At 31.5% G+C, this 26,904-nt stretch carries 23 protein-coding genes and 1 other RNA gene; 8 read left to right on the top strand and 16 right to left on the bottom strand.

Annotated elements, in window-relative coordinates; translation table 11 throughout:
• Positions 1-15: 15 nt before the first annotated feature.
• From phnX to pflA, 12 genes are all read right to left on the bottom strand, one after another.
• On the bottom strand, positions 16-792 hold the full coding sequence (phnX, locus tag QZ357_RS00995) for a phosphonoacetaldehyde hydrolase (RefSeq protein ID WP_290770834.1): 777 nt from the start codon (positions 790-792) through the stop codon (positions 16-18).
• Positions 785-1,885: a 2-aminoethylphosphonate--pyruvate transaminase gene (gene phnW / locus QZ357_RS01000; protein ID WP_290770836.1), complete on the bottom strand. Its 1,101-nt coding sequence runs from the start codon at positions 1,883-1,885 to the stop codon at positions 785-787. The genes phnX and phnW overlap by 8 nt, the downstream gene beginning before the upstream one ends.
• A 3-nt stretch (positions 1,886-1,888) precedes the next feature.
• Entirely contained in the window at positions 1,889-2,890 is a 1,002-nt protein-coding gene (locus tag QZ357_RS01005) for an extracellular solute-binding protein (RefSeq protein ID WP_290770838.1), read from the bottom strand.
• Entirely contained in the window at positions 2,874-4,514 is a 1,641-nt protein-coding gene (locus QZ357_RS01010; RefSeq protein WP_290770840.1) for an ABC transporter permease subunit, read from the bottom strand. Before QZ357_RS01010 ends, QZ357_RS01005 begins: the two co-directional genes overlap by 17 nt.
• Positions 4,511-5,281: an ABC transporter ATP-binding protein gene (locus tag QZ357_RS01015; protein WP_290770842.1), complete on the bottom strand. Its 771-nt coding sequence runs from the start codon at positions 5,279-5,281 to the stop codon at positions 4,511-4,513. Before QZ357_RS01015 ends, QZ357_RS01010 begins: the two co-directional genes overlap by 4 nt.
• 220 nt (positions 5,282-5,501) lie before the next feature.
• Positions 5,502-5,855 (bottom strand): heavy metal-associated domain-containing protein, encoded by a 354-nt coding sequence (locus QZ357_RS01020; RefSeq protein WP_290770844.1) that lies wholly within the window; start codon positions 5,853-5,855, stop codon positions 5,502-5,504.
• Positions 5,856-6,040: 185 nt separating this feature from the next.
• Positions 6,041-6,214: a FeoB-associated Cys-rich membrane protein gene (locus tag QZ357_RS01025; RefSeq protein WP_290770846.1), complete on the bottom strand. Its 174-nt coding sequence runs from the start codon at positions 6,212-6,214 to the stop codon at positions 6,041-6,043.
• Positions 6,215-6,289: 75 nt separating this feature from the next.
• Complete coding sequence (feoB, locus tag QZ357_RS01030) at positions 6,290-8,473, bottom strand: ferrous iron transport protein B (RefSeq protein ID WP_290770848.1); 2,184 nt, start codon at positions 8,471-8,473, stop codon at positions 6,290-6,292.
• A 66-nt stretch (positions 8,474-8,539) separates the two neighbouring features.
• Positions 8,540-8,758 (bottom strand): FeoA family protein, encoded by a 219-nt coding sequence (locus QZ357_RS01035; RefSeq protein WP_290770850.1) that lies wholly within the window; start codon positions 8,756-8,758, stop codon positions 8,540-8,542.
• 46 nt (positions 8,759-8,804) lie between these two features.
• Entirely contained in the window at positions 8,805-9,017 is a 213-nt protein-coding gene (locus QZ357_RS01040; protein ID WP_290770852.1) for a FeoA family protein, read from the bottom strand.
• 470 nt (positions 9,018-9,487) lie between these two features.
• Positions 9,488-11,716, bottom strand: a complete 2,229-nt coding sequence (gene pflB / locus QZ357_RS01045) for a formate C-acetyltransferase (protein WP_290770854.1) — start codon at positions 11,714-11,716, stop codon at positions 9,488-9,490.
• A 23-nt stretch (positions 11,717-11,739) separates the two neighbouring features.
• Positions 11,740-12,441 carry a pyruvate formate-lyase-activating protein gene (pflA, locus tag QZ357_RS01050; protein ID WP_290770856.1) on the bottom strand — a complete coding sequence of 234 codons (702 nt, stop codon included), beginning with the start codon at positions 12,439-12,441 and terminating at the stop codon, positions 11,740-11,742.
• Between the two features lie 287 nt (positions 12,442-12,728).
• Here pflA and QZ357_RS01055 point away from each other — a divergent pair, with 287 nt between their 5' ends.
• Together QZ357_RS01055 and QZ357_RS01060 are read left to right on the top strand one after the other, a co-directional pair.
• Entirely contained in the window at positions 12,729-13,898 is a 1,170-nt protein-coding gene (locus QZ357_RS01055) for a cation diffusion facilitator family transporter (RefSeq protein WP_290770858.1), read from the top strand.
• A gap of 55 nt (positions 13,899-13,953) precedes the next feature.
• Positions 13,954-15,165 carry an HD domain-containing protein gene (locus QZ357_RS01060; RefSeq protein WP_290770860.1) on the top strand — a complete coding sequence of 404 codons (1,212 nt, stop codon included), beginning with the start codon at positions 13,954-13,956 and terminating at the stop codon, positions 15,163-15,165.
• Positions 15,166-15,273: 108 nt separating this feature from the next.
• On the opposite strand, the gene udp is transcribed toward QZ357_RS01060, so the two are convergent.
• Together udp and QZ357_RS01070 are read right to left on the bottom strand one after the other, a co-directional pair.
• The gene (gene udp, locus QZ357_RS01065; RefSeq protein WP_366934104.1) at positions 15,274-16,047 is read right to left on the bottom strand and encodes a uridine phosphorylase; all 774 of its coding nucleotides are present in this window, start codon (positions 16,045-16,047) and stop codon (positions 15,274-15,276) included.
• A 21-nt stretch (positions 16,048-16,068) separates the two neighbouring features.
• Complete coding sequence (locus tag QZ357_RS01070) at positions 16,069-16,605, bottom strand: TIGR00730 family Rossman fold protein (RefSeq protein ID WP_290770864.1); 537 nt, start codon at positions 16,603-16,605, stop codon at positions 16,069-16,071.
• A gap of 167 nt (positions 16,606-16,772) precedes the next feature.
• Here QZ357_RS01070 and QZ357_RS01075 point away from each other — a divergent pair, with 167 nt between their 5' ends.
• Both QZ357_RS01075 and ilvC read left to right on the top strand, forming a co-directional pair.
• Positions 16,773-17,474, top strand: a complete 702-nt coding sequence (locus QZ357_RS01075) for a GntR family transcriptional regulator (RefSeq protein ID WP_290770866.1) — start codon at positions 16,773-16,775, stop codon at positions 17,472-17,474.
• Between the two features lie 142 nt (positions 17,475-17,616).
• The gene (gene ilvC / locus QZ357_RS01080; RefSeq protein ID WP_290770868.1) at positions 17,617-18,642 is read left to right on the top strand and encodes a ketol-acid reductoisomerase; all 1,026 of its coding nucleotides are present in this window, start codon (positions 17,617-17,619) and stop codon (positions 18,640-18,642) included.
• Positions 18,643-18,697: 55 nt separating this feature from the next.
• Here ilvC and dcd read toward each other — a convergent pair whose 3' ends face one another.
• Positions 18,698-19,216, bottom strand: coding sequence for a dCTP deaminase (dcd, locus tag QZ357_RS01085; RefSeq protein WP_290770869.1), 519 nt, complete (start codon positions 19,214-19,216; stop codon positions 18,698-18,700).
• A 404-nt stretch (positions 19,217-19,620) separates the two neighbouring features.
• Between dcd and ffs the strand changes: the two genes are divergently transcribed.
• Together ffs and QZ357_RS01095 are read left to right on the top strand one after the other, a co-directional pair.
• An RNA gene (gene ffs / locus QZ357_RS01090) (signal recognition particle sRNA large type) lies at positions 19,621-19,886 on the top strand.
• 26 nt (positions 19,887-19,912) lie between these two features.
• Positions 19,913-20,812 carry a DMT family transporter gene (locus QZ357_RS01095; protein ID WP_290770871.1) on the top strand — a complete coding sequence of 300 codons (900 nt, stop codon included), beginning with the start codon at positions 19,913-19,915 and terminating at the stop codon, positions 20,810-20,812.
• A gap of 53 nt (positions 20,813-20,865) precedes the next feature.
• Here the strand turns inward: QZ357_RS01095 and QZ357_RS01100 are convergent, their stop codons facing one another.
• Complete coding sequence (locus QZ357_RS01100) at positions 20,866-22,230, bottom strand: MATE family efflux transporter (RefSeq protein ID WP_290770873.1); 1,365 nt, start codon at positions 22,228-22,230, stop codon at positions 20,866-20,868.
• A 253-nt stretch (positions 22,231-22,483) separates the two neighbouring features.
• Here QZ357_RS01100 and QZ357_RS01105 point away from each other — a divergent pair, with 253 nt between their 5' ends.
• Together QZ357_RS01105 and secA are read left to right on the top strand one after the other, a co-directional pair.
• A complete protein-coding gene (locus tag QZ357_RS01105) occupies positions 22,484-23,902 on the top strand; it encodes a 3D domain-containing protein (RefSeq protein ID WP_290770876.1) in 1,419 nt (472 codons plus the stop codon).
• 483 nt (positions 23,903-24,385) lie between these two features.
• Positions 24,386-26,878, top strand: coding sequence for a preprotein translocase subunit SecA (secA, locus tag QZ357_RS01110; protein ID WP_290770878.1), 2,493 nt, complete (start codon positions 24,386-24,388; stop codon positions 26,876-26,878).
• The last annotated feature ends 26 nt before the right edge of the window (positions 26,879-26,904 follow it).

The raw sequence follows: 26,904 nt of genomic DNA on the forward strand, positions 1-26,904 counted from the left end.
GAGGTAAAGTATATATTAAAGATTATTCACCAAATCAATAACTCCGCTAATATCTTTTATTACATAATCAGCACCGGCTTTATTATATATATCCGTTACTTTTTTAATTTCTTTATTTCTTTCTTCTTCGCTTAAACTGTCATATTCTTCTTTTGTAAGTCCCATTTCAGAACTGCCTTCAATAATACCAACAGAAATAATTCCCGCATTTTTCCCTTCTTTTATATCAGAAACAGTATCTCCGACCTTAATTACTTCTTTTACAGAGCCTATTTCAAGTTCTTGCATATTTTTATATATCATATAAGGATAAGGTCTGCCTTTACCTAAAGTAGAATCAGGACTAAACCAAGCATCTGGTTCATACCCTTGCTCTTTTGCAACCTTTGTTACAATTGCCATCATTTTATCTGTGTAACCTGTTGTAGAACCTATTTTTATTCCCATTTCTCTTAGTTTATTAACAGTTTCAATAACATATGGTTTAACATCTGAATGTTTATCCAAAACTTTTAATATCATATCTGAAAATCTGTCATGCATTACATGAACATCATCTTCGTTAAAATCTCTTCCATGTTGTTTTTTAAACTGTTCTCGTAAACTTTCCATATTAAGCATTGTTCTTATATGATCTATTTTAAGCATACCCATTGGTTTTCTTGTTTCTTCCATTGTTGGATTCATACCATATGCTTTAAATACTTCTATAAAAGTTTGAACAGGTGCAAAACATCCATAATCTACTGTTGTTCCTGCCCAGTCGAATATCACGGCTTTAATATTACTCATTTTCTACTCCTTTTAAAAATTCTCTAAATATTTCATATAATTTAATTATATCTTCTTCGTAAATTTCTCCTATATTGCCTATTCTAAAAGAGTTTATATCTTCAATTTTACCGGGATATATTGCATACCCTCTTTGTTTTATAAAATTATACATTTCTTCAAAAGTATATTTAGCATCTTTAGGATAAATAAAAGATGTTATTATTGGAGATTGATAATCAATATCCACATAAGTATCAAATCCAAGTTCCTTCATTTTTTCTATTAAAAGACGATTATTGTTATAATATCTTTGATGTCTTTTTTCTATCCCTCCTTCTTCATTAAGTTCATCCAAAGCTTTGTTAAAAGCTAGAACAGTATGAGTAGGCGATGTAAATCTCCATTTTCCGTCTTTGTTCATTGTTTCCCACTGTGCATATAAATCAAGAGAAAGACTTCTTGCTTTATCTTTACATTTTAAAAGCTCATCTTTTTTAGCAATTATAAAAGAAAATCCCGGAACACCTTGTATACATTTATTTGCACTGCTTATAATAAAATCTATATTATAATCTTTTACAGGAATATCAATTCCACCAAAACTGCTCATTGCATCAACAATAAATGTTTTATCATATGATTTAACTACATCTGAAACTGATTTTATATCATTTAATATTCCTGATGTTGTTTCGCTGTGTACCATTGAAACATGAGTAATATCACTGTCACTTTCAAGTATTTCTTTTATTTTATTTAAATCATGTCTTTTATTATATTCTTCAACATACATAACATAATTAATTTTACTATGTTCTGCTATTTCAGACATTCTTTTTCCATAAGCACCGTTTGCAAGAATCAATAACTTGTCCTCTTCTCCAACACTGCTTGTAATAACTGATTCAACGCCAAAAGTACCGCTTCCCTGCATTAATGTACAAGCGTATTCATCTTTTGTAACATGTGCTAATTTAAGTAATTTATTTATAATATCTATAGTTATTTTTTTATAATCGTCATCCCAAGTACAATGGTCAAAGAGCATTTGCTCTTTGACCGTTTTTGTAGTTGTTAGAGGTCCCGGTGTTAATAATTTATAATTAACCATTTTTTATTTAGCTGCCTCCTGTTTACATTTTTCTGAGAATTCTTGGTGTTGCTTTAATAAATCTGCAGATAATTTTTCTTTAAATACTTTAGGATATTTAGAAGCATTTTCTTTGTTTGTCGTTTCACCTTCGTATACTGCATTTGGATAATATTTCATTAATTCGCTTCTTCCTTTATTGATAATGCAATCTGCGATTTCCATACAAAGAGGATTTGTTTCTTCTCCTTTATCTATTACTGCAACTGATTCTGTTAAAGAAAAGTTTCCTTCTGTTGGGTCAACATAGTCTACTGGAAGACCTTCTTTTTTATCTGAAACAGCTTGTTGTCTAAGCCCGAACCCTATTGCAACCTCTCCTGAACGAACTTTTTTGATAGGACCTGATCCTGAATCTTCAATATGAGGGCCTGCATTTTCATATATCTTTGTAAGAACTTCAGCTCCTTCTTCTTCACCGTATTCACTTATTATTGCTTGAATAAGTAACCAAGCTGTTGAAGATGATTGAATGTCTGTTACAGAAATATTATCTTTGTATATATCTTTTGTTAAATCTTTTATAGATTTAGGCATTGGTAAATTATTTTCTTTTAATACATCCGTATTAACTATTATTGTACCTTCTTGAGATGTTATAGGAGCATAGAATGATGGAAATTTATCTTTTGTTTTTACATCAAAAGTTAAATCCTTAAACATTTTATTTTTTTCCTGTGCACTGTCAAGATAGAAAGAAGACATTGTTACCATATCGGCTTCAATATTTGTTCCCTCAGCAATAAGTTTTCCGCCAAGTTCGCTTGTTCCGAAAGTTTGGAACATATATTTATCTTTATATCCGTTTTCGTCTAAAATTTTAGACATAGCTTCAATTGCTTCATCATCTGCGTTTGAGTAAATAATTACTTTTTCATCACTCCCGGAAGCATCTTTACTTCCACATCCTGTAAATAAAGTAAGTCCTAAAAATAAACATAATAATAAACTAACTAATTTTTTCATTTATTTTCCCCTTTTTGTTTGATAATTTTTGAAATAATATTTTTATGATTATATTTGTTATCATTATCATTAAAGATAAGATAAAAATTTCATTAAATTTAGCAAAATGCTGTAATTCTACTATTTTTGTTGTCATAACCATTGTTTTTGTTCCAACAAGGAATACTATGGCACTTATAGTTACCATTGCATTAACAAAATAATAAGATAATACTTCAAATATTGTAGATTTTGCATTTGGCGTAACAATTCTAAATATTGTCTTTATCCAGCTATCTCCCATAAGCATTGCCGTTGTTTCCCATGAACTGTTCATTTTTCCAAGAGAATTTTTAAACATTAGATACGGTGTTGAAAAATAGTGAATTATATTACAAATAATTATTAGAGGGAATGTATTTTGAAGACTCGTTCCCGTAAACATAAGAAGATATGCTATACCAAGAACCATTCCCGGAATTGTATTTGTAATTAAAGAAATATTTTCAATGATATTTTTTAATTTTTTACTTAAATTACTTCTTGCTGTTACAAGAGCGGCAGAATAAGTAAGTATCATACCTATAACTGCAGTTAAAGCAGCAACAATCAATGAATTAATATATACTTGTAATAAGTTTTGACCTATAATAGCTTCTTTTAAATTATCAAATGTAAAAGATAAATCATAAGGCCATCCCTTTATAAAAGGAATAATAAATATTACAAGAAATAAAGAAAATACCATTATAGAAAAAATAGAAGAAAGTGCTCCACATAATATATCTCTTATATTATTTTTCTTTATTTCTATTTTTGATATTTTTTGATATCTTATATTGTATTTTTCCAAATAAGTTAGAAGCGTAATACTTATGATAGAAGGGATAAGCATTACTATTGCAATAACAGCCCCACTATTAAAATCAGGAATTGCCCCGAGCATTTGACTATACAAACTTGAAGCTATAACAGAATACTGCCCTCCAACGGAAGCAGGAATACCAAAGTCCGTAAAACTTAAAAAGAAAGTTTGTATAAAACAAGCTGCCAAGGTTCCAAGTAAAGGTCTTAAAAGTGTATTTTTAAATGTTTTAAAACCGTTATCTCCCATTACCTGTGATACAACCATATATTTTCTGTCAATATATTTCATGGTGTTGCTTATTAGCATGAAAGCAATTGGTAAGGTATAAATTACAAAGCCAAGAACAAGCCCATTAAAACCGTAAATATCAAATATTTGCCTGCCAAGTAATTTTGTAATAAGTCCTTGTTTACCAAATGAGTATATTATTGCAAAACCATATGTAACTGTAGGAAGTAACATTGGAAGAGTACAAGCTGTTTTTATAACTTTTTTTATCCATGATTTTATGTTTGTGTATTCAATTGAATATGCCATTATAAAAGCTATAAAAGTTGCAATTAAGGCACTGACGATTGATACCGTAAATGAATTTTTCAGTGTCGTTGTAAAATCAGCCGAAGATGTGGCTTGTTTAACATAATCCAGAGTAAAACCACTTTCAGAAATGAAAGCATTACCTATTATTTTTAAGAATGGTAACAGTAGAAAACCTGCAAAGATAATTAAAATAACAGAAAATATTATTTTAATCTCTAAGCTTTTTGTTTTCCTCATGCAAGCTCTCCGTTAATGTTCGTATTTAATTGGAACAGAGAAAATATATTATTTCTCTTTATTTCAAGCTGATTTAATATAAAATCTTTTACAAAATTATTATTAGGATTATGTATTATTTCTTCAGGTTTCCCATATTGTGATATACTTCCTTCGTTTATAATCAAAACTCTGTCTGATAAAGTCAAGGCTTCTTCGGGGTCATGAGTTACTATGATTGTCGTAAGATAAAGTTCTTTTGCTATTGTTTTAATTTTGTCTTTTATAGACTCCTTTATAACCCCATCAAGAGCACTCAAAGGTTCGTCTAAAAGAAGTATTTTAGGTTTCATAACCAAAGTTCTTGCCAATGCAACTCTTTGTTTTTGCCCACCTGATAATTGCTCTATTCTTTTATCCAAATGTTTTTCCAGCCCAAGTAAATGTATAAGTTCATTTACCTCTTCTTTTGTTGAAATATCAGGATTATTTTTTAGTCCGTATGTTATATTTTCATAAGCATTTAAATTTGGAAATAAAGCATAGTCTTGAAAAACAATGTTAAATCCTCTTTTTTCCATAGATACATTTGTAATATCTTTTCCGTCAAACTCGATTATTCCGCTGTCTGCATCGGTTAAACCAAGTATTAAATTTAACAGTGTAGTCTTTCCGCTTCCGGACGGACCCAAAATAGAAACTATCTCTCCGTCATTTATTTCCAAATTAATATCTTCTAAAATGACGTTATTATCATAAGATTTTTTTATATGTTCTAACTTAAGCATTTTTATTACTCCTTTTACTTTCTTGCTCAGTAAGTTTAACCAAAAAATAAAAAACAAACTATCAAGATACTATTAAATTTTTGTAAATATTATGTAAACCAATAATTATAAAATTTGACCGATACTTTGCATATTTCTATCTCCAAGCTATTAATATGAAATATCAACCAAAAATTTAAAGCAAATAAAAAATACCGTATTAAACGGTATTTTTTACTCTTTATATAATTTTAAAACCTGCCGATTCAACGGCATTTTGAATATCTTTATCATCGATTTCTCTGTCATAGGATATTACAGCCTGTGATTTTTTCAAACTTACTTTTGCACTTACGCCATCTATTTTGTTGATTTCATTCGTTAAACTTTCCACACAACGCTCGCAGTGCATACCTGAAATATTAATGGTTTTCTTTCCCATAACCGGGCCTGACAATTTCTTATCTTCGGTTTTTGAAATTTTTTCATACCCTCTGCCACAACAAGAACTTTCTCCTTTAAAATGCTTTATAGCTCCTTTTAAAGCAAGAACCATTAAAATAACACAAACTATAAGCACTAACATATCTGCCATTTGTTCTTCCTCCTACCGCTCGTCTTTAAATTTCCTATCCTTTTTATTCAAAGACCTGTTTTTTATAAACAAATATAACTGATACAGAGAGACACCTACAATATAAATTAAAATAATTAACAGAAAAAACCAAAACATAGAACTTGTAACATTTGACGGATTTCCCATTTTAATCTACCCTTCTTTTACTTATATATATTTTCATAATAAGGATTTGAACAGCTCGAACATCCGCTGCACCCGCAACAACTTCCACAACATCCCCCTGATGCTTTTGCTTTTTTATTTTTCTTATGTCTGTTGATAATAACGAAAGCACAATAACCTATTACAAGTGCTAATACAATTATATCTGCCATGATGTAAATCTCCTTTGTTTAAAAGCCGGATACATTAAATGTATCCGGTAATTTTTAATAATAGTATATTATATATTATGCTCCTTGTACAGACCTCTTGGAATAAACCTTTTGATTCTTATAAGGATCAGGTCTAAACAATAAGAACAAAATTGCTAATAAGAATATGAATCCCACTGCAGTACCAAATCCAAATGCTCCGCCAAGTAAGAAAGACCCTATTTGATAAACACATAAACATACTACATATGCAAATATGTTTTGGAATAAAATCGCAAACCAGAACCATTTTCTTGACTGCATTTGCTGAGCCATAGTAGCTATTGCCGCAAGACATGGTGAGTCAAGCATATTGAACAGCAAGAACGAAAATGCTGCTATAGTTGAAGGGAACCACATGTGTACAGCCTGTGCAACTGTTACCACATCTTCAGATGCATCCCCTGCAACATTTGCAAGTACTCCCATCGTAGTAACAATTGCTTCTTTTGCAGTAAAGCCAGAAAGCGAAGCCGCGACAGGCTGCCATTCTCCAAATCCCAAAGGTGCAAATATAGGCGCTATTGCTCCGCCAATAACAGCAAGTAAACTGTCTTTGCTTTCTTCAACCATTGTGAAACTTCCGTCAACAAATCCAAAACCTCCAAGGAACCACATAACAACGCAAGCCAAGAATAAAATTGTTCCCGCTTTAATAATAAAGCCTTTAAGTCTTTCCCATACATGAAGAAGGACCGTTTTAACTTGAGGAACATGATACTGAGGAAGTTCCATAACAAACGGAGCCGGCTTTCCAGAGAAAGGTTTTGTTTTCTTAAGAATAATCGCCGATACAAGAACAGCCGCGATACCGATAAAGTACATAAGAGGGGCAATAAATCCTCCGGCTTCATAACTTCCTGTAGCATAACTTGCCATGACTCCACCCATTAAGGCAATAACAGGGAGCTTCGCACCGCAAGGAATAAACGTTGCTGTCATAATTGTAAGACGCCTGTCATTATCCTGTTCAATCGTCTTAGATGCCATAATACCAGGAATACCACATCCTGAAGATATTAACAGAGGAATAAAACTTTTCCCTGACAATCCAAAATGTCTGAATACCCTGTCCATTACGAATGCAATACGCACCATATATCCACAGTCCTCAAGTATTGATAAGAATAGGAATAAGATGGCCATCTGAGGAACAAATCCAAGAACAGCACCCACACCGCCTATAATACCATCAACAACAAGACTGTAAACGACGTCTCCCGTACCTATACTTGTAAGGATACCGCCTACAAAATCCTGAATTGCCACTACGAAAACATCATTTGTCCAATTGGTAACCAATGTACCTATTGTCGTAACTGATATGTAATATACAATAAACATAACGGCAATAAAAATCGGAATACCTAAGAAACGGTTCGTTACTATTTTGTCTATTTTATCTGATACAGTTAATTTTTCTTTGCCTTTTTTAACAGTTGTCTTAACGATTTTTTGAATGAATTTATAACGCTCGTCCGTTACAATACTTTCCATATCATCATCATGCTTTTCTTCAAGTTCTTTTCTGTTATTTTCTATAACCTGGCTGCCTTCAGCCGAAACATGAATACTTTCCACAACTTTATTGTCATTTTCCAATAACTTAACTGCATACCATCTTTTCTTATCTTCTGATACAGACTTAGGAAGATATTCTAGAACCTCTTTTATGGCACTCTCTAATTCACCTGAGAATATTTCATCCGGAAGTTTAACATTCTTTTGCTTTGCAACTTTTACGGCTTCATCAATAAGTTCGCTTAGTCCTGTTCTTTTTAAAGCCGAAGTCTCTACTATAGGACATCCAAGAAGCATCGAAAGACGCTTTGTGTCTATCTTCATTCCTCTTTTGTCAATTAAATCCGCCATGTTAAGAGCTACTACAACAGGAATGCCGGTTTCTATTAATTGAGTCGTCAAATAAAGGTTTCTCTCAATATTGGTTGCATCCACGAGGTCAATAATAACATCTGGATTTTCATTTAATAAATAGTCACGGCTTACCACTTCTTCCAATGTATATGGTGAAAGAGAATAAATACCCGGAAGGTCAGTAATGATAACTTCATCTTTTTTTCTGGATTTAAGTTTACCTTCCTTTTTTTCAACAGTAACTCCCGGCCAGTTGCCGACATACTGATTAGATCCGGTCAAACTGTTAAACATAGTCGTTTTACCACAGTTTGGATTACCGGCAAGTGCAATTTTAATTGCCATTATATTACCTCCTTGAAATTGTTTGTTCTGTTAACTTTTTATAAATACTGCTTGTGGCATTAGAATTTATTTTACTTCAACGCATTTAGCATCTTCTTTTCTTACAGAAAGTTCATAGCCTCTTACCGTAATCTCAACGGGATCTCCGAGAGGTGCCACTTTCCTGATATAAAGTTCACTTCCCTTAGTTATTCCCATATCCATTATGCGGCGTTTATAAGCACTGTCTCCTTCTATTTTTGTAACTACGACCGTGCTTCCAACTTTTGCTTCGCCTAAAGTCATTGTTAATTTCTCCTTTCTATAAACTAAACTTTTACTACAAAAGACACTAAACCATTATGTGCCTTGCCATATCCTGATTTACGGCAATCCTAGAATCTTTAATGTTAACTATTATATTGCCTCCGATTGAAGATACAATGTTTACCTTCGTTCCGCTTACAAAACCCAAATTTTCCAAAAAACGTTTTGTTTCTTCGTTTCCCTTAACTCTTTGTATAACGGCTTCCTCACCTGTATTTATCATTGTCAGCGGCATCATTCTTACCCCCTCTTTCTTTAATCAAACTGAAAATACAATTTTTTCATTTATTTTCATAGAAAAGTTAGCCATAGCTTACTTCTTTATGAAGTTAGTATACGCTAACAATTTATGGAAGTCAAGTATTTTTTCATAATATTCAAAGAAAATAAACCTAAAAAATAAAAGAATTTAAAAATTTACTTTATGAAACAACAGGCATTATTATTTGGTTACAATATGTAAAAACATTGAAAACGAATAAATATTTACAATAGATAATTTATAATAATTTCCATCATAAAATTCCATTTTGTAAAACAATGAAAAACAAATTAACGAATTTAAATGATAAATCGAGAATAAAAATTAATCTAAAAATTTAATATTATACGAAATTAAAATATAGAATAAAGCTTAAAAATAAAAAATATATCTCCTCTTAACAATAAAAGCAGCAATAAAATATTGCTGCTTTTATATGATAATTATTAAATACATTCATGGAATGTTCTTTTAATAACTTCAAGCTGTTGTTCTTTTGAAAGTCTATTGAAGTTAACGGCATATCCTGAAACTCTAATTGTAAGAGTTGGATATTTTTCAGGATGATCCATAGCGTCAATAAGAACTTCTCTGTTCATTACATTTACATTTAAATGATGTGCTCCTTGATAGAAATATCCGTCTAAAATATTTACAAGATTTTCAATTCTTTGTTCTTCTGATTTACCAAGTGCATCAGGTACAATTGAGAATGTATTCGAGATACCATCTTGACATACATTTCTATATGGAATTTTTGCAACAGAGTTAAGCGAAGCAAGAGCTCCGTTAATATCTCTTCCGTGCATTGGGTTTGCACCAGGAGCTAAAGGTTCTCCAACTTTTCTTCCGTCAGGAGTACTTCCCGTTTTCTTTCCGTACATAACGTTACTTGTAATTGTAAGAGCAGAAAGAGTATGAATTGCATCTCTGTAGATATGATGTTTTTTAAGTTGTTTAAAGAAGTATGTTACAGCCTCAACAGCAAGTAAATCTACTTTGTCATCATCATTTCCGTATTTAGGGAAATCTCCTTCAATTTCAAAATCAACGGCAACTCCGTTTTCGTTTCTGATTGGTTTTACTTTTGCAAATTTAATTGCAGAAAGTGAGTCAGCCGCAACAGAAAGTCCGGCAATACCAAATGCGGTAATTCTTTCAACATCTGTATCATGAAGAGCCATTTGAACTGCTTCATAAGCATATTTATCATGCATATAGTGAATAATGTTTAATGTATCTACATATAGCTCAGCAACATATGAAAGAACTTTTTTGTAGTTTTCCATTACTTTATCAAAATCAAGAACATCATCTTTGATAGGTTCAATTCCAGGAACTACTTTAATTCCTTTTAATTCATCAACCCCGCCGTTAATTGCATATAAAAGTGATTTTGCAACATTTGCTCTTGCTCCGAAGAATTGCATTTGTTTACCAATTGTCATAGCTGATACACAACATGCAATACCGTAATCATCACCATAAACTGGTCTCATTACATCGTCATTTTCATATTGAATAGAGTCTGTATCAATACTCATTTTTGCACAGTACTTTTTGAAGTTTTCAGGTAAATGTTCACTCCAAAGTACTGTTAAGTTTGGTTCAGGAGCTGTTCCCAAATTCGTTAGAGTATGTAAGTAACGGAATGAGTTTTTAGTAACCAATGTTTTTCCGTTAATACCCATACCACCTATCGATTCAGTTACCCATGTAGGATCTCCTCCGAATAATTCATTGTATTCCGGAGTTCTAAGATGCCTTACAAGTCTTAATTTAATAATGAATTGGTCAATTAATTCTTGAGCTTCTTTTTCCGTTATTACATTGTTTTTAAGGTCTCTTTCAATGTAAATATCAAGGAATGTAGAAGTTCTTCCAAGGGAAGTAGCAGCACCGTTATTTTCTTTAATACCGGCAAGATATCCGAAATATAAAGCTTGTACGGCTTCTTTTGCATTTGTTGCAGGTTTTGAAATATCTACGCCGTAAGACATAGCCATATTTTTAAGTCTGCCTAAATTTCTGATTTGTTCGCTTACTTCTTCTCTGAGTCTTATTCTGTCTTCACTCATTGGACCGTCTAAGTTTTCAAGATCCATTTGTTTTTCTTCAATAAGCTTGTCCACACCATAAAGAGCAACTCTTCTGTAGTCACCTATAATTCTACCTCTGCCGTATGCATCAGGAAGACCTGTTAAAAGCCCCGCAGTTCTTGCAAGTCTTGTTCTTTTTGGATAAGCATCAAAAACACCGTCATTATGTGTTTTTCTGTATTCTTTAAAATGTTTTTCAATATCTTCGTTTAGTTTATATCCATATTGTTCAAGGGCAGAAGTTGCCATTCTCATTCCACCGTAAATATTTACAATTCTTTTTAGTGGAGCGTCTGTTTGAAGTCCGACAATAACTTCATTATCTTTATCTATATAGCCAGGTTTAAAATTTTCAATACCCGATACAGTATCTACTTCAACATCAATTATACCTTTTTTAATTTCCTCAACGATTAAGTCATGAGCCTTTGCCCAAACTTTATCTGTTTTTTCCGTTGTTCCTTCTAAGAAAGAGTCATCACCTTCGTAAGCAGTGTAGTTTCTTTGAATAAAATCTCTTACGTTTATTTCTTTTTCCCAAACACCGCTTTTAAAATCATACCATGGATTAGTCATATAATTCCTCCCTTGACTTAAATTTATTTATTAAAAAATATCTTTTGATATTTTTCAACCACATCTTTTTCCATAGGTTTTATATTCTCCAAAGAATAATCAATTCCCATGACATTGTACTTTTCCTTTCCAAGTTGATGGAAAGGAAGAAGTTCAACTTTTTCAACATTTTTTATTGTATCAATATACCTTTTTAAATCTTTTATATGTTCTTCACTGTCCGTAAGCCCAGGCACAACAACGTGCCTTATCCATATTGGTATATTGTTTTCTTGTACCTTTTCAATGAATTTTAAAGTTTCATCTTGTTTTCTTCTTGTTATTTCATTATATTTTTCATAATCTTCATGTTTTATATCATAAAGAATTAAATCAGTATATTTAAGTATTTCATCATAATCACCCTTACCGTACCCCGCGGTATCAATACAAGTGTGAATATCAAGCTCTTTACATTTTTTTAAAAGCTCAAGCAAAAATTCCGACTGCATTAAAGGTTCTCCTCCGGAAAAAGTGACTCCTCCGTTATTTTTAAAATAAGGTTTAAAACGCTTTATTTTATTTATAACTTCTTCAGCCGTCATTTCTTCGCCTGCACACAAATCCCATGTATCCGGATTATGACAATACAAACATCTAAGATTGCATCCTTGAAAGAATACAACCGTTCGTATTCCGGGACCATCTACGAGCCCCATAGATTCTATTGAATGTATTCTTCCCATATTTCCTCCTTTTAAGATTAAATGTCTATATATGTTATTTTAACTTATTTCATACCTTTAAACAATATAATTTAATCGGTATTAAATATTTTTTATTGTTTTTATTCCTCCTTATTTAAATTAACAATAAATATATTGTTTAATACATTATACAATAAAATGTTAGTTTATGCTAACATTTTATCAAAAAAATAATATTTTTTATTTATTACGAAATATTTGAATATAAAGCTTTGTAAATATTTTTAAAATATAGTATTATAGCTTACATAAAAGGAGATGACATTATGATTAATTTTTTGGTAAAAAAATTCATTAAGAATCACGAAGACATACAAAATGAAAAAGTAAGAAGTTCTTACGGAATACTTTGCAGTATAATGGGCATTATTTTTAATGTCATTTTATTCATTATAAAATACATTGCCGGACTGATAAGCGGATCAATTGCCATTACGGCAGATGCTTTTAATAACCTTTCGGATGCAGGTTCTTCGATTATAACATTAATCGGATTTAAATTTGCAGGTATGGAGCCGGACTTGGAACATCCTTTCGGACATGGCAGAATAGAATATATATCGGGATTTGCCGTTTCGGTACTTATAATACTTATGGGAGCAGAGCTGTTAAAATCTTCATTTGAAAAAATTATTAATCCCCAGTCAATAGATACATCGACAGTATCTTTCATAATCTTAATCATTTCAATAATGGTTAAGTTATATATGTCAATATACAATAAAAGCATAGGAGAAAAAATAAATTCTTCGGGAATGAAAGCAACGGCAACGGACAGCAGAAGCGACTGTATAGCAACCTTGGTAGTTCTTCTGTCAATGCTCGTTACAAAATTGACAAACTTCAATATTGACGGATACAGTGGATTTATTGTTGCAGGATTTATTTTATATGCAGGGTATGATGCAGCAAAAGAAACATTGAGTCCTCTTCTCGGAAAACTTCCTGATAAGTCACTGGTAAAAAGCATAGAAGATATAGTTTTAAAATATGAAGATATAGTCGGAATACACGATCTTGTGGTTCACGATTACGGTCCGGGCAGGCTTATGATATCTTTACATGCAGAAGTACCCGGAAGTGGAGATATTTTTATTTTACATGATGAAATAGACAGTGCAGAAAGAGAGTTAAATGAAAAATTACATTGTGAAGCCGTAATACATATGGATCCAATAGATACGGATAATAAAGAAGTTATGAAGATGAAAGATAAAGTAGGGCAGATGATAAAAAGTGAAATAGACGAAATCATATCCATTCATGATTTTAGGATGGTAAAAGGTCCTACTCATACAAACATTATCTTCGATGCCGTCATTCCACCAAAATATAAAATGGCTGAAAAAGAAGTGGAAGAAAAAATTAAAGAAATAGTTAAATCAAATTTCAATAATTATTTTGCTATCGTTAAAGTTGAAAGTACTTATATATAAGTTATTAATCTTATATTTTAGAATGATAAAATTTATATAAAGGAAAAATACTAAAATGAAAAAATTAAAATATCAGCAGTTGTCAGAAGAAATACAAAACCAAATAATAAAAGACAGAAAAGAACACAAAGAAAATCCTTATAAATTTAAAGACGAAAACATAATAAGAAGAAATCCAAACCATGACAACGCAACACTATGGCGTCCGGCTTTTGTTAGAGACACAGAAAAAATCATGCATATTCCTTACTATAACAGGTATTCTGACAAAACCCAAGTATTTTCTTTTTACAAAAACGACGATATATCAAGACGTGCATTTCATGTACAACTGGTTTCCAGAATAGCAAGAAATATAGGAAATATGTTAAATCTAAATATTGATTTAATAGAAGCAATAGCCTTGGGGCATGATATTGGGCATACACCTTTCGGACACGCAGGAGAAAGTATACTAAACGAAATTTATAATGGACATACAGGAAGATATTTTAATCATAATGTACACAGTGTCAGAGTTTTGGATAAAATAGCCAAAAGAAATATATCACTGCAGGTTTTAGACGGAATTTTATGTCACAACGGTGAACTGGAGCAAAAAGAATATAAACCAATTGAATTAAACAATTTTGAGGACTTTGACGAAAAAACCGAAAAATGTTACATTGACGAAAAAAATATAGGACACCTCATACCTTCTACATTGGAAGCCTGTGTGGTAAGAATAAGCGATATGATAGCCTACATAGGAAAAGACAGACAAGACGCGGAAAAGTTAGGAATGATAAATGTAAATTCAGCTTTCTCAAAAGGGAAAATAGGAGGAACAAATGCAGAGATAATCAATAATTTATCCGTTAACATAATCGAAAACAGTTATGGAAAGCCATATTTACAAATGGATGAAGATGTATATGACGCACTCAGATGCGGAAAAAAAGAAAATTACGAATTTATATATAAAGATAAAAGCGTAACCGAAGAATATGAAAAAAATATAAAACCGATGTTTTGGGATTTATACAACACATTCTTAACAGATTTGAAAAAAGGAAACAAAAATTCCCTAATTTACAAGCATCATATAAAATACGTAAACAATTTAAATAAATATTCAAATGACGAACTTAATTATGAAGAAAACGATAAAAATGACATAGTCACCGATTATATTGCAAGCATGACGGATGATTATTTTATAGATTTGCACAAATATTTATTCCCAAACAGCAAATATAAAATTGAATATAAAGGTTACTTCAAATAAAAAAGAACAAAAAACATTTATTACCCGGGGAATAAATATATATTTTTAACATTCACAAAAAATACTCTGTACACATTACAAAAATATAGTACAGAGTATTTTTAATAATTATTCATTATCCTCTTTTATTAGTCGCCTTATTGCTTCTACGGCAACTTTTATAACTTCATTAGTATCATGAACCTGAACATTATCAAGTCCGGCTTTTTCTCTTTCTTGATTTGCTATAGCAAGAAAACAAGCCCCACACCTTACTTTTAAATAACTGGCAACTATAAATAAAGAAGCACTTTCCATTTCGCTTGCTTTACATCCAAGCTTACACCATGCATCCCACTTATTGAGAAGTTCACTTTTGTTAGGAAGTGTTTCTGGGCTATGCTGACCATAAAAAGAATCTTTACTTTGAACAACTCCTATGTGATTTCTAAGTCCAAACTTATCCGCTGCATGTTTAAGGGCTGTTACTATTTCAAAATCAGCAACGGCAGGATATTCAATTGGCGCATATTCCTTGGATGTTCCTTCAAATCTTATCGCACCACTCGCAATGACAATATCTCCGCCTTTTACATTTAAGTCCATTCCTCCACATGTTCCGACCCTTATGAAAGTTTCGGCTCCGCAAACCTTTAATTCTTCCATTGCTATTACGGCAGAAGGTCCGCCTATACCCGTTGAAGTAACGGAAACTTTTATTCCATCCAGTGTCCCAGTATAAGTAACAAATTCTCTGGAATCAGCAACAAGCTTCGCATCATCAAAATATTTTGCTATTTCAGCACATCTTTTCGGATCTCCCGGAAGAAGCACATATTTCCCGACTTCGCCCTTCCTAACTCCTATATGATACTGTTTGCCACTACCCTGTGCATAATCAATCATAGTCTTTTCCTTCCTTAACTAATAATTTTCAAGATAATTAAACATATCACTCATACTGTCGGTAATATAAAACAAGTCAAAAATATTTTCATTCATCATATTTTCTTTTATTATTTTTTTCATAAACAAAATTAAATCATTGAAAAAATCTTTATGATTAAATAATACAATCGGTTTATCCCAAATACCCTTATTCTTTAAAACCAATATTTCAAAAAATTCGTCCAGTGTTCCAATTCCACCGGGAAGTATGATAAAGCCGTCTGAGTTATCTTCCATATATAATTTTCTTTCACTCATATTTTTCTTTGATATAAGCGTAGAACATTCTTTATAAACAAAATTTTCCATATCGGAATCATCTAGAATTATACCCATTGTTTCTCTATTATTGTTATTTACAGCTTTTGCAAGCTCACCTAAAAGTCCGTTTTTACCTCCTCCGAAAATAAGATTATGACCTCTTTTTGCAAGAGCCTCACCTATGTTCTTTGAAACTTGTATCATTTTTTCATCTAAATTTTTTGAATAGGAACCATAAATACAAATATTCATATAATCACCTCTGTTTCTTTATTTTATTGTATCATAATAAACTAACTGTAAGTAAAATATTGTTAAAATAAATACATGAATGTATGAATAATTTGTATGATAATTATTGACAAACATCAGACAAGTTTCATATAATCAATATTAATCAAATTTTGCAGGAGATATATATGGAAATCGAAAAAAAGAATTTAACACAAAACACTGCTGATATACTTAGAAATTTCATACTAAAAGATCATTTATATAAACCAGGGGAAAAACTCCCAAATGAAAATATCCTTTCATCCAAACTTGGCGTAAGCAGATCAACTTTAAGAGAAGCCATAAGAATTTTGGTATCCGAAGGTATTTTAGATGTTCAAAGAGGAAGAGGTACATTCGTAACCAACACTTTAAACCGCTATACAAAAAGCAATATCGACATAAAATCCTTCTCCGATATGAAAATAACACTCAGAGATTTATATGAAACAAGAATGATTTTTGAACCTGAAGCGGCAGCTTTAGCATGTAAAAGAGCTAAAGACAAAGAAATAGAAAACATTTTATTACTCGGAGAAAAATGTCAGGATTTAATACTAGAAAATCCGTTGAGCAAAAAGAGAATAAAATCAGAAAGTGAATTTCACGGCTCTATAATCAAAGCATCTCACAATGAATTTATAAGCAGTTTTCTTCCCGTATTGACTCAAACTATCGAAAAAACATTTGCACTTAATTTTAATTTAGACATAATAGCAAAAGATGCATACAAAGATCATATAATGATAATGAATTTTTTAAAAAAACGTGATGCAGAAGCACTTAAAAGCGCAGTAACAATTCATCTTCATCACGCATTTTGGACGGAAGAGCTTTCTTGGAAATAAAAAATAATTTTAAGTTAAGTTAAAAACATCAATAATATTTTTTTATTTTCATAAAACTCTTGACAATAGTCTCAATTGGTTTTAAAATAAACATCATACAAGTATAGTTAAGTTGTCATACAAATATATAGGAGGAATAAAAATGGATAATTTCAAAATATTTTATCAAGAAGATTGTAACTTATCATTATTAGACGGGAAAACAATTGCAATTATAGGATATGGAAGCCAGGGACATGCACATGCATTGAACTTAAAAGAATCAGGATGTAACGTAATAGTAGGTCTTTACAACGGTTCTAAATCTTGGGAAAAGGCAGAAAAACAAGGGCTAGAAGTTTATACAGCTGCAGAAGCCGCAAAAAAAGCGGACATTATCATGATTTTAATCAATGACGAAAAACAAGCAGATATGTATAAAAATGATATTGAACCTAATTTAGAAGAAGGAAACATGCTAATGTTTGCTCATGGTTTCAATATTCACTACGGATGTATCGTACCACCAAAAAATGTTGACGTAACAATGATTGCTCCTAAAGCACCGGGACATACAGTTCGTTCAGAATATTTGGAAGGAAAAGGGACTCCTTGCTTAATCGCAGTTGAACAAGACGCAACAGGTAAAGCACAAGACATTGCACTTGCTTATGCTGCAGGTATAGGCGGAGCAAGAGCCGGAGTACTTGAAACAACTTTCAGAATCGAAACAGAAACAGACTTATTCGGAGAACAAGCTGTTCTTTGCGGCGGTCTATGCGAACTAATGCAAGCAGGATTCGAAACATTGGTAGAAGCGGGATATGATGCAAGAAATGCATATTTTGAATGTATTCATGAAATGAAATTAATCGTTGATTTAATTTACCAATCAGGATTTGAAGGTATGAGATACTCTATTTCAAATACAGCTGAATACGGTGATTACATAACAGGCAAAAAAATCATTACCGACGAAAGCAGAAAAGCAATGAAAGAAGTTCTTTCTGATATTCAAGACGGCTCATTCGCAAAAGAGTTCTTACTTGATATGTCAAATGCAGGAAGACAAGTTCATTTTAAAGCTATGAGAAAATTAGCTGCAGAACATCCATCAGAATCTGTAGGTAAAGAAATACGTAAATTATACAGCTGGAATGACGAAAACGATAAATTAATCAATAACTAATTATTAATGTACACAAAAAAGCACTGAATTGTTTCAGTGCTTTTTTAACAAAATTCTATTCAAAATCTTTAAACATAAGACTTGGTTGTATACCGATATTATTCTGATATTTCCCGCTTTTATAAAGATCATATTCTCCCTTGATATCATGATAGTATATCTGACATATTTCCACATTGGGATATATTTTAATCGGTTGTATACAGAAAATTTCAAGAGTCCAATATCCGGAAAAACCAACATCTCCGAATCCTGCCGTAACATGAATAAAAAGCCCGAGTCTTCCGGTTGAAGAACGTCCTTCAAGCATAGGTACAAACCTTTCTGTTTTGGTAAACTCATTTGTTCTTCCAAGATATAATTTATTAGGCTCAAGTATTAATCCCTCTTCTGGAATAATAATTTTTGAAGCTTTATTTTCCTTTTTCATATCAAGAACATAATCATCATAAACCAAAAGCTCATTGGACAATGATAGATTATAACTGTTTGGATTTATCTTTTTTTCGTCATAAGGTTCTATAATAATATCTTTACCTATATTTTTCTTTATTTCTTTTCCAGATAATATCATTTTATTTCTCCGTTAAACATTATATAAATAAATTAAAAAATACGCACTTTAAACATGTAATGATTTTAATGCAAAATGTATAAATTTTATTTATAGTATATCATAATAAAACATATTATCAATAAAATATGATTATTTTAGGCATACAAACATCTATGACAAACATACCAAACAGTGGTATATATGTATATATAACATATTGGACAAAAGAAGAGCTATAAATCAGAAAAATAAATATATCTTTTTCTTCTCATTCCTAAACACTTTCTTTTGGCATAAAGACAATGGATGCTTATATTTTAAATTGCATTTCAATAAAATTCTAAAATAAAATTTCCTACTTTAAAAGGTATACATTATTCCCCTTGACTTAATAATAAAAAGAATCTATAATTAATAATTAGCTACACTAGGTGGGGAGTTAGCGGTGCCCTGTACCTGCAATCCGCTACAGCAGGACTGAATTCCCGTCTTGAGGCTATTGAAATTAAGGTTTGCGCTTATATTTGAATGTTGAGAGCTGGGCTTCGTGCAATTGTACCTTACAAACTCCATCAGGTGCGAGAGCAAGCAGTGGTAAGTAAGTGTTATGATGTGCCCCGAAATTACCTGGTTTGAGTTCACTTATAAGAAAGCATTTGATTTTGATATGTCGATGTCGGGTGTGTAGCATAAAAATTGTATATGAGTCGGGCGATGAAAAATAAAAAGATATTTTACATTATATTGGTGCTTTCAATAATGTTTGCAAATACAGCGGTTATCTTTACAAAAAACGCACTGCATTACGGTGCGGCGCCTATTATTATAGGGTTCTATAGACTTAGCTTTTCTGCTTTGATTGTGGTACCTTTTGCTTTATATAAGGAAGGTTTTGATTTCCTTGGTATAAAAAAGCATGATTTAAAGTTTTGTATTTTGGGCGGTATATTTATGGCTTGTCATTTTGCCTGCTATTTTTCTTCCCTTGTATATACCAACGGATTTATTTCTACCATAACCGGCGCTTTACAACCTATTGTTATTGCTGCGGCATCTTTTTTCTTATTCAAAGAAAAAATAAATAAAAATGGTATTTTTTCTATGGGTATAGCTTTAATTGGACTTTTTATAATCGGGTTGTTTACTTTCTTTTCTGCAAAAGGTAGTAGTTCCTTTTTGGGGTTTGTTATATCTTTGTTTACAGCTTTGTTTTTTTGTGCATATTTATTATGTTCAAGAGCTGCAATAAAAAATATGGGATCATATACATTTCTTGCTGTATTATTTACCGTTTGTGCACTAACTCTCGGAATTTTTGCCGCTGTAACCAAAACTCCGTTTTTTGGTTATGAAAAAGAAGTATATATAAATAGTTTCGGTCTTTGTATTTTTTGTACTATTATGGGGCATGCAGTATTTAATATTGCCGTTAAATACGTTTCGGCAACAGTGGTCAGTGTATTAAACCTTCTTGGTCCGATATTTGCGGCTTTTTATGATTTTATATTTTTTTCAAGTAAAATATTTTCATTTCAAATAATCGGAGGATTGATAATATTTGTAGGAGTTTATTTTTTTATAAAAAGTCGGGAATCAGAAACAGAAAAAGCTTAAAGATAAATCTTTAAGCTTTTTTTAATTAAAAATATTCTATATTTATTAACTAACTATAATTTATTTTTATCTTCCTTAATTTCAGGAAGAACGGTTAATAACATTGTTAAAAAACAGGCGATTCCTCCAATAAAATTTGATATCGGTTCTGCAAGGAATACTCCGTCTACTCCAAGAGAGAAGATTTTTGGGAGTATAACAGTAAGCGGTGCTACTATTATAACTTTTCTAAATATGGAAAAGAATACGGCATGTTTTGCTTTTCCTAAGGAAACAAATATTCTCTGTCCTGCAAATTGTAAAGCCATCATAAAGAAACCAAAGAAATAAATTTCTATGGCAGGTATGCTTTTTGCGATGAGCATTGCATCATGGTTAAATATTTTTATAAATATATCCGGAAACTCAATTATTATAAGCCAAGCTATAAAGGTATATATTATACAGGTTACAGACATAAATATCATGGCTTTTTTGAGCCTGTTGTATTTTCCAGCTCCATAATTATAGCTCATTATTGGAGTTGCACCGTCTGTCAGTCCTGACACAGGCATTGTGAAAATTTCCCTTATGGAATTAAGTACCGTCATGACTCCTACATATAAATCTCCGCCGTAAACTTGAAGTGTTGCATTGCATACTATTTGAACTATGCTGTTGGTTATTGACATAATAAATCCTGACATTCCAAGAGTTACTATTCGCTTTATTCTTTTTAAGTTTAAAATCATACTTTCCTTTGTTAATTTTATTATGGCTTTTTTCCCAATAAGAAAATGCATAACCCATAAACTAGAAAGAAACTGAGATATGACGGTTGCGGTGGCAGCTCCTTTTACACCCATATTAAAGTAGAAAATAAAAATCGGATCGAGAATAATGTTGACACCTGCTCCGAATAATGCGGTAAGCATTCCGGTTTTTGCATATCCTTGTGCATTTATGAAGCTGTTCATTCCAAGACTTATCATTACAAAAATATTTCCCAGTAAATATATTGTTATATATGATTTTGCAAAAGGATATGTTGCATTGCTGGCGCCGAATAAATACAGTATAGGTTTTTGAAAAAGAATTCCTATGATTGTAAGTAAGATTCCTGATAATATCATCATTAAAAAGGAATTTCCCATGATTCTTTGGGCTTCTTCGACATTTCCCCGTCCTCTTTCTATAGAAAACAAAGGAGCACCTCCTGTGCTGAATAAATTTGTAAATGCCGTTACTATCATTATAATCGGAAAGCATAATCCAAGCCCAGTAAGAGCGAGTGTTCCGATTTCGGGAATTCTTCCTATATAAATTCTGTCTACCATGTTATAAAGGAGATTTATAATTTGTGCGATTGTCATCGGAATAGCAAGTTTTAATATATTTTTTGCTATACTTCCATTGCCAAAATCCCCATTATTTTTCATGGTTATTACACTCCTCCTTCCCTTTATGGTATTAATATTATATCATAAATGAATTTATTGAGTTCACATAGAATTTTAATTAATCTGATTAAATCATATATTTATTTACAGTGGCTCATCAATGTATTTGAAGCGTTGTATTTTTGTGTTATATGGTAAAAATTACACTGTTTAAAAGAGGTGTGAGATTTGACAAATTTCTTCAATTAATGTATATTTTATTATACAAAACCTTAAAAAAGGATATGGTAACATGAGTAATATAAAGGATAAATTTTTTGAAAAATTAAATAAAATCAAAGATATAAAATCAGATATTACCCTTAATGATACAGACAACACCGATGATAATAATATTCCTGATTTATCAGATAATGTTTTGCAGGAAAAGGAAGATATTAAAAAAGATGAAAGTCTTATATCAAAAAAAGAGAATATCGCCTGTGATAAAATTGATGAAGGAAACGCCGTTCAATCTTCCGATAAAAAAACAGATATTAATGATATAAATTTGGATGAAGATACACTAAAAGCCACAAAATTAATAAAAGAAAAAAATATGGATGTTATTGAGGCTTTGGACCATTTGGATAAAATGGATGAAGAGGAGGATACATCTTTTCAGAGTACAAAAAGAAGGAAAATGAAAGAGTATCTGGACAAGAAGCTGATACCTCTTTGTATTTGCTTTTTCATTACCGCTATGGTTGGCATCACTGCTATGCTTATAAATATGTCAACTTTAAAAGTAAGCGTTGTTGTGGATGACGATGATCCGATAACGGTTAAGCAAATAGGAACTCTTACCACTGCAGAGGCATTACATAAGGCAAAGATAGCTCCTTCAAGTTCGGATGTTATTTCAAAGTCACTTGATGATAACTTAAAGAATAATGATGTTGTTAAGATAAAAACATCTTCAAAAGTCTTGGTAACCGACGGAAATGATATTGTTAAAGTTGATACGGGGTTATCGAATGAAAAAGATATAGTTAAGCAAGCGGATTTTAAAGTTGAAAAAGGTAAAAAAGTTTCGAGCATAAAACATAAAAATACTTCCGTATATGCTGTTTTGGATGAAAATCAGAAGTTAGTCAATAAAACCAAAAAAGTAAAATATAAGACGATTTACAAAGAAGTCGATACTTTAGATGGCGACGACGAAAAAGTGGTGAAAAAAGGGCAGAACGGAAAGCTTAGTTTTATAAGTGTTGTTACTACCAATGATAATGGTGAGGTTGTAAAAACAAAGAATCTGACGAAAACAGTTGAAAAGCCTGTTCAAAATAAAATTGTCGAAGTTGCAAAAGATTCGGACGAAGTTATTATGCTTCCTGATGCAAATGGTAAAGCTCCTGTAAAATACAATCAAAAGATAACAGTTAATGTTACTGCATATTGTGCCTGTGCAAAATGTTGTGGTGTTTCAACGGGTAGAACAGCAAGCGGTACATATGCGACCCCTAACAGAACTATAGCTGCTTGGAGCGGTCTTCCTTTCGGCACAAAAGTTTACTTCCCTTCTATGGCAAACAGACCAAACGGCGGTATATATACCGTAGAGGACAGAGGGGGCGCTATAGGTCCTGGAAGAATAGATATATATTTTTCTTCTCATTCCGAAGCACTTGCTTTTGGCAGAAGAACAATGGATGCTTATATTTTAAAATAGTAATTTAAATGTAAAGACATATCGAGTTTTTCGATGTGTTTTTTTGTATTGTAATGTCAAGAAAATTCGAAAATAAAGCTCTTAAAATATATAAATATAAAAGAATAAAAATATATTCGCTTCTATAATATCTATTTTAAAGTCATAAATAAAATACTCACAAGATTTATAAAAATATTTATAGAATGATAAACGTTTATATAGGTTAGTTAATATTATTTATTTACCTAACTAAAAATAACAATTAGTATCTTCTAAATGATGTTTTAAATATTAAATCATCGCATATATATTTGCCTAAAAAATTAATGACTATAATTTACAATATGTTATATTTAATTTTAACTTTTATTCATAATACTTAAATTAATTAATAAAACACATGCTTTTCATTAAAAATTACTTAAATTTTACATTTTTCATTATATATTATGATACAATATAATTTACGAAAAATCTTTTTAATAAGAGAGGAATAACGCAATGGGAATACTTGGAGCGGTTGCTAAATCGTTAGATAATAAAGAAATCAAAAAGCTGGAAAAAACAGCAAATAAAATAGAAGCATTGGCAGATGAATATGCTGCACTGAGTGATGAAGATTTACAACACAAAACAATAGAATTCAAAGAAAGACTTCAAAACGGAGAAACACTGGATGACTTGCTTGTTGAAGCTTTTGCAACAGTAAGGGAAGCATCGACAAGAATACTGGGACTAAGACATTTTAAAGTTCAACTTATAGGCGGTATTATTCTTCATCAAGGTAATATTGCCGAAATGAAAACAGGTGAAGGTAAAACACTGATGGCAACCTTACCTGCTTATTTAAATGCACTTGAAGGTAAAGGAGTACACATAGTAACGGTAAATGACTATTTGGCAAAAAGGGATAGCGAATGGAACGGAAAAATGTTCAACTTCTTAGGATTAAGCGTTGGGTTGATAGTACACGGACTTGATTTTGAGGAAAAGAAAAATGCATACAATGCAGATATCACTTATGGTACAAATAATGAGTTTGGCTTTGATTACCTTAGGGATAATATGGTAAAAGAAATGGATGATATGGTACAAAGAGATTTAAACTTCTCTATTGTCGATGAAGTAGACAGCATCCTTATAGATGAAGCAAGAACTCCTCTTATAATTTCCGGAAGCGGGAATGAAAGCACAAAAAGATATTACGATGCAAATGCTTTCATAAAAACACTAAAAGAAGATGACTATGCCGTAGATGAAAAAGATAAGACATGTAACTTAACTGAAAAAGGTATTGAAAAAGCAGAAAGAGCATTTAATATAGAAAATCTTTCTGATATAAACAATATGGAACTACAACATCATATTAATCAAGCACTTAGAGCCAATACTTTGATGTTTAAAGACAGAGACTACGTCGTAAGAAACGGGGAAGTATTGATAGTAGATGAATTCACCGGAAGAATAATGGAAGGAAGACGATATTCAGAAGGACTTCATCAAGCAATCGAAGCCAAAGAAGGAGTTAAAGTAGAAAGAGAAAGTGTTACATTGGCTACAATAACATTTCAAAACTACTTCAGAATGTATAACAAGCTTGCGGGAATGACAGGTACAGCAAAGACAGAAGAAGAAGAATTTAAAGAAATATACAATATGAATGTACTTCAAGTTCCTACAAATAAACCTTTAATAAGAGAAGATATGAAAGATGCCGTTTTCACTACAAAAAAAGGTAAAGAAAAAGCCATAATAAATGAAATAAAAGAAAGACATGCCAAAGGGCAGCCTGTACTTGTAGGCACAATAGCCATAGAGGACAGTGAAAAATTAAGTAAGCTTCTTAAAAGAGAAGGCATAAAACACAATGTATTAAATGCTAAATTTCATGAAAAAGAAGCAGAAATAATTGCCGATGCAGGGCAAATGGGTGCCGTAACAATATCAACCAATATGGCAGGAAGAGGTACGGATATAGTACTGGGAGAAGGAGTAAAGGAACTTGGCGGTCTTCATATTCTAGGTACAGAAAGACATGAAAGCAGAAGAATAGACAACCAGCTTCGAGGTAGAGCAGGAAGACAAGGAGATCCGGGATCTTCTCAATTTTTTATCTCATTGGAAGACGATTTAATGAGACTCTTCGGAGGAGAAAGAATACAAGGGTTTGCAAACAGAACAAGCCTTGAAGAGGATGAAGCATTAGAAAGCAGAATGCTTACAAAAACAATTGAAAATGCACAAAAACAAATAGAAGGAAAGAACTTTGGTATAAGAAAATACGTTTTGCAATATGATGACGTAATGAACAAACAAAGAGAAGTTATATATGCTCAAAGAAAAAAAGTCTTAAAAGGAGAAGACGTATCAAATGCAATTCGTGAGATGATTGATTCAATTATAGAAAATACCGTCGAAGCATATACAACAAACGAACATTATACCGATAACTGGAATCTTGACAAAATAGAAGAAAATATATTTAATACTTTCGGACTTATCGTTGATATAGATAAAAATATAAGCGATAAAGAAACACTGAAAACTTTTATCATTGATGAAGTATATAAACTCTACAAAAAGAAAGAAGAAGAATTCTCAAGTGAAGAATTAAGAGAACTTGAAAGATTGGTTCTTCTAAAAGTAGTTGACTCAAACTGGATGGAACATATAGACAATATGGACCAACTAAAACAAGGTATCAACTTAAGAGCATACGGCCAAATAGACCCGGTACAGGCATATACAAAAGAAGGCTTTGAAATGTTCGAAGAAATGAATGAAATAATAAAAGAAGATACCGTCAAATACTTATTCCATATGGAAAAAGTAGAGCAGATTGTAAACGAAGCTCCAAAGGATATGTATTTTAATGATGGGGAAGAGGCTCCTAAGAAAAAGCCTGTCGTTAATAAAAACAAAATCGGAAGAAATGATCCTTGTCCATGTGGAAGCGGAAAGAAATACAAAAAGTGCTGTGGAAAAAACAAATAAAAAATATATGAAAATCTTAAACTATT

The organism is Anaerofustis sp. (genome assembly GCF_019420015.1).
Taxonomy (GTDB): domain Bacteria; phylum Bacillota; class Clostridia; order Eubacteriales; family Anaerofustaceae; genus Anaerofustis.

Bases quoted from the DNA above. Each gene is read 5' to 3' on its own strand.
- QZ357_RS01005 (WP_290770838.1), bottom strand. From the start codon at position 2,890: ATGAAAAAATTAGTTAGTTTATTATTATGTTTATTTTTAGGACTTACT.
- QZ357_RS01100 (WP_290770873.1), bottom strand. From the start codon at position 22,230: ATGAAAAATAATGGGGATTTTGGCAATGGAAGTATAGCAAAAAATATA.
- phnW (WP_290770836.1), bottom strand. From the start codon at position 1,885: ATGGTTAATTATAAATTATTAACACCGGGACCTCTAACAACTACAAAA.
- QZ357_RS01020 (WP_290770844.1), bottom strand. From the start codon at position 5,855: ATGGCAGATATGTTAGTGCTTATAGTTTGTGTTATTTTAATGGTTCTT.
- QZ357_RS01015 (WP_290770842.1), bottom strand. From the start codon at position 5,281: ATGCTTAAGTTAGAACATATAAAAAAATCTTATGATAATAACGTCATT.
- ilvC (WP_290770868.1), top strand. From the start codon at position 17,617: ATGGATAATTTCAAAATATTTTATCAAGAAGATTGTAACTTATCATTA.
- QZ357_RS01095 (WP_290770871.1), top strand. From the start codon at position 19,913: ATGAAAAATAAAAAGATATTTTACATTATATTGGTGCTTTCAATAATG.
- secA (WP_290770878.1), top strand. From the start codon at position 24,386: ATGGGAATACTTGGAGCGGTTGCTAAATCGTTAGATAATAAAGAAATC.
- feoB (WP_290770848.1), bottom strand. From the start codon at position 8,473: ATGGCAATTAAAATTGCACTTGCCGGTAATCCAAACTGTGGTAAAACG.
- QZ357_RS01070 (WP_290770864.1), bottom strand. From the start codon at position 16,605: ATGAATATTTGTATTTATGGTTCCTATTCAAAAAATTTAGATGAAAAA.
- QZ357_RS01010 (WP_290770840.1), bottom strand. From the start codon at position 4,514: ATGAGGAAAACAAAAAGCTTAGAGATTAAAATAATATTTTCTGTTATT.
- QZ357_RS01060 (WP_290770860.1), top strand. From the start codon at position 13,954: ATGAAAAAATTAAAATATCAGCAGTTGTCAGAAGAAATACAAAACCAA.
- QZ357_RS01025 (WP_290770846.1), bottom strand. From the start codon at position 6,214: ATGGCAGATATAATTGTATTAGCACTTGTAATAGGTTATTGTGCTTTC.
- pflB (WP_290770854.1), bottom strand. From the start codon at position 11,716: ATGACTAATCCATGGTATGATTTTAAAAGCGGTGTTTGGGAAAAAGAA.
- dcd (WP_290770869.1), bottom strand. From the start codon at position 19,216: ATGATATTATCTGGAAAAGAAATAAAGAAAAATATAGGTAAAGATATT.
- QZ357_RS01105 (WP_290770876.1), top strand. From the start codon at position 22,484: ATGAGTAATATAAAGGATAAATTTTTTGAAAAATTAAATAAAATCAAA.
- pflA (WP_290770856.1), bottom strand. From the start codon at position 12,441: ATGGGAAGAATACATTCAATAGAATCTATGGGGCTCGTAGATGGTCCC.
- phnX (WP_290770834.1), bottom strand. From the start codon at position 792: ATGAGTAATATTAAAGCCGTGATATTCGACTGGGCAGGAACAACAGTA.
- QZ357_RS01055 (WP_290770858.1), top strand. From the start codon at position 12,729: ATGATTAATTTTTTGGTAAAAAAATTCATTAAGAATCACGAAGACATA.
- QZ357_RS01075 (WP_290770866.1), top strand. From the start codon at position 16,773: ATGGAAATCGAAAAAAAGAATTTAACACAAAACACTGCTGATATACTT.
- QZ357_RS01035 (WP_290770850.1), bottom strand. From the start codon at position 8,758: ATGACTTTAGGCGAAGCAAAAGTTGGAAGCACGGTCGTAGTTACAAAA.
- QZ357_RS01040 (WP_290770852.1), bottom strand. From the start codon at position 9,017: ATGATGCCGCTGACAATGATAAATACAGGTGAGGAAGCCGTTATACAA.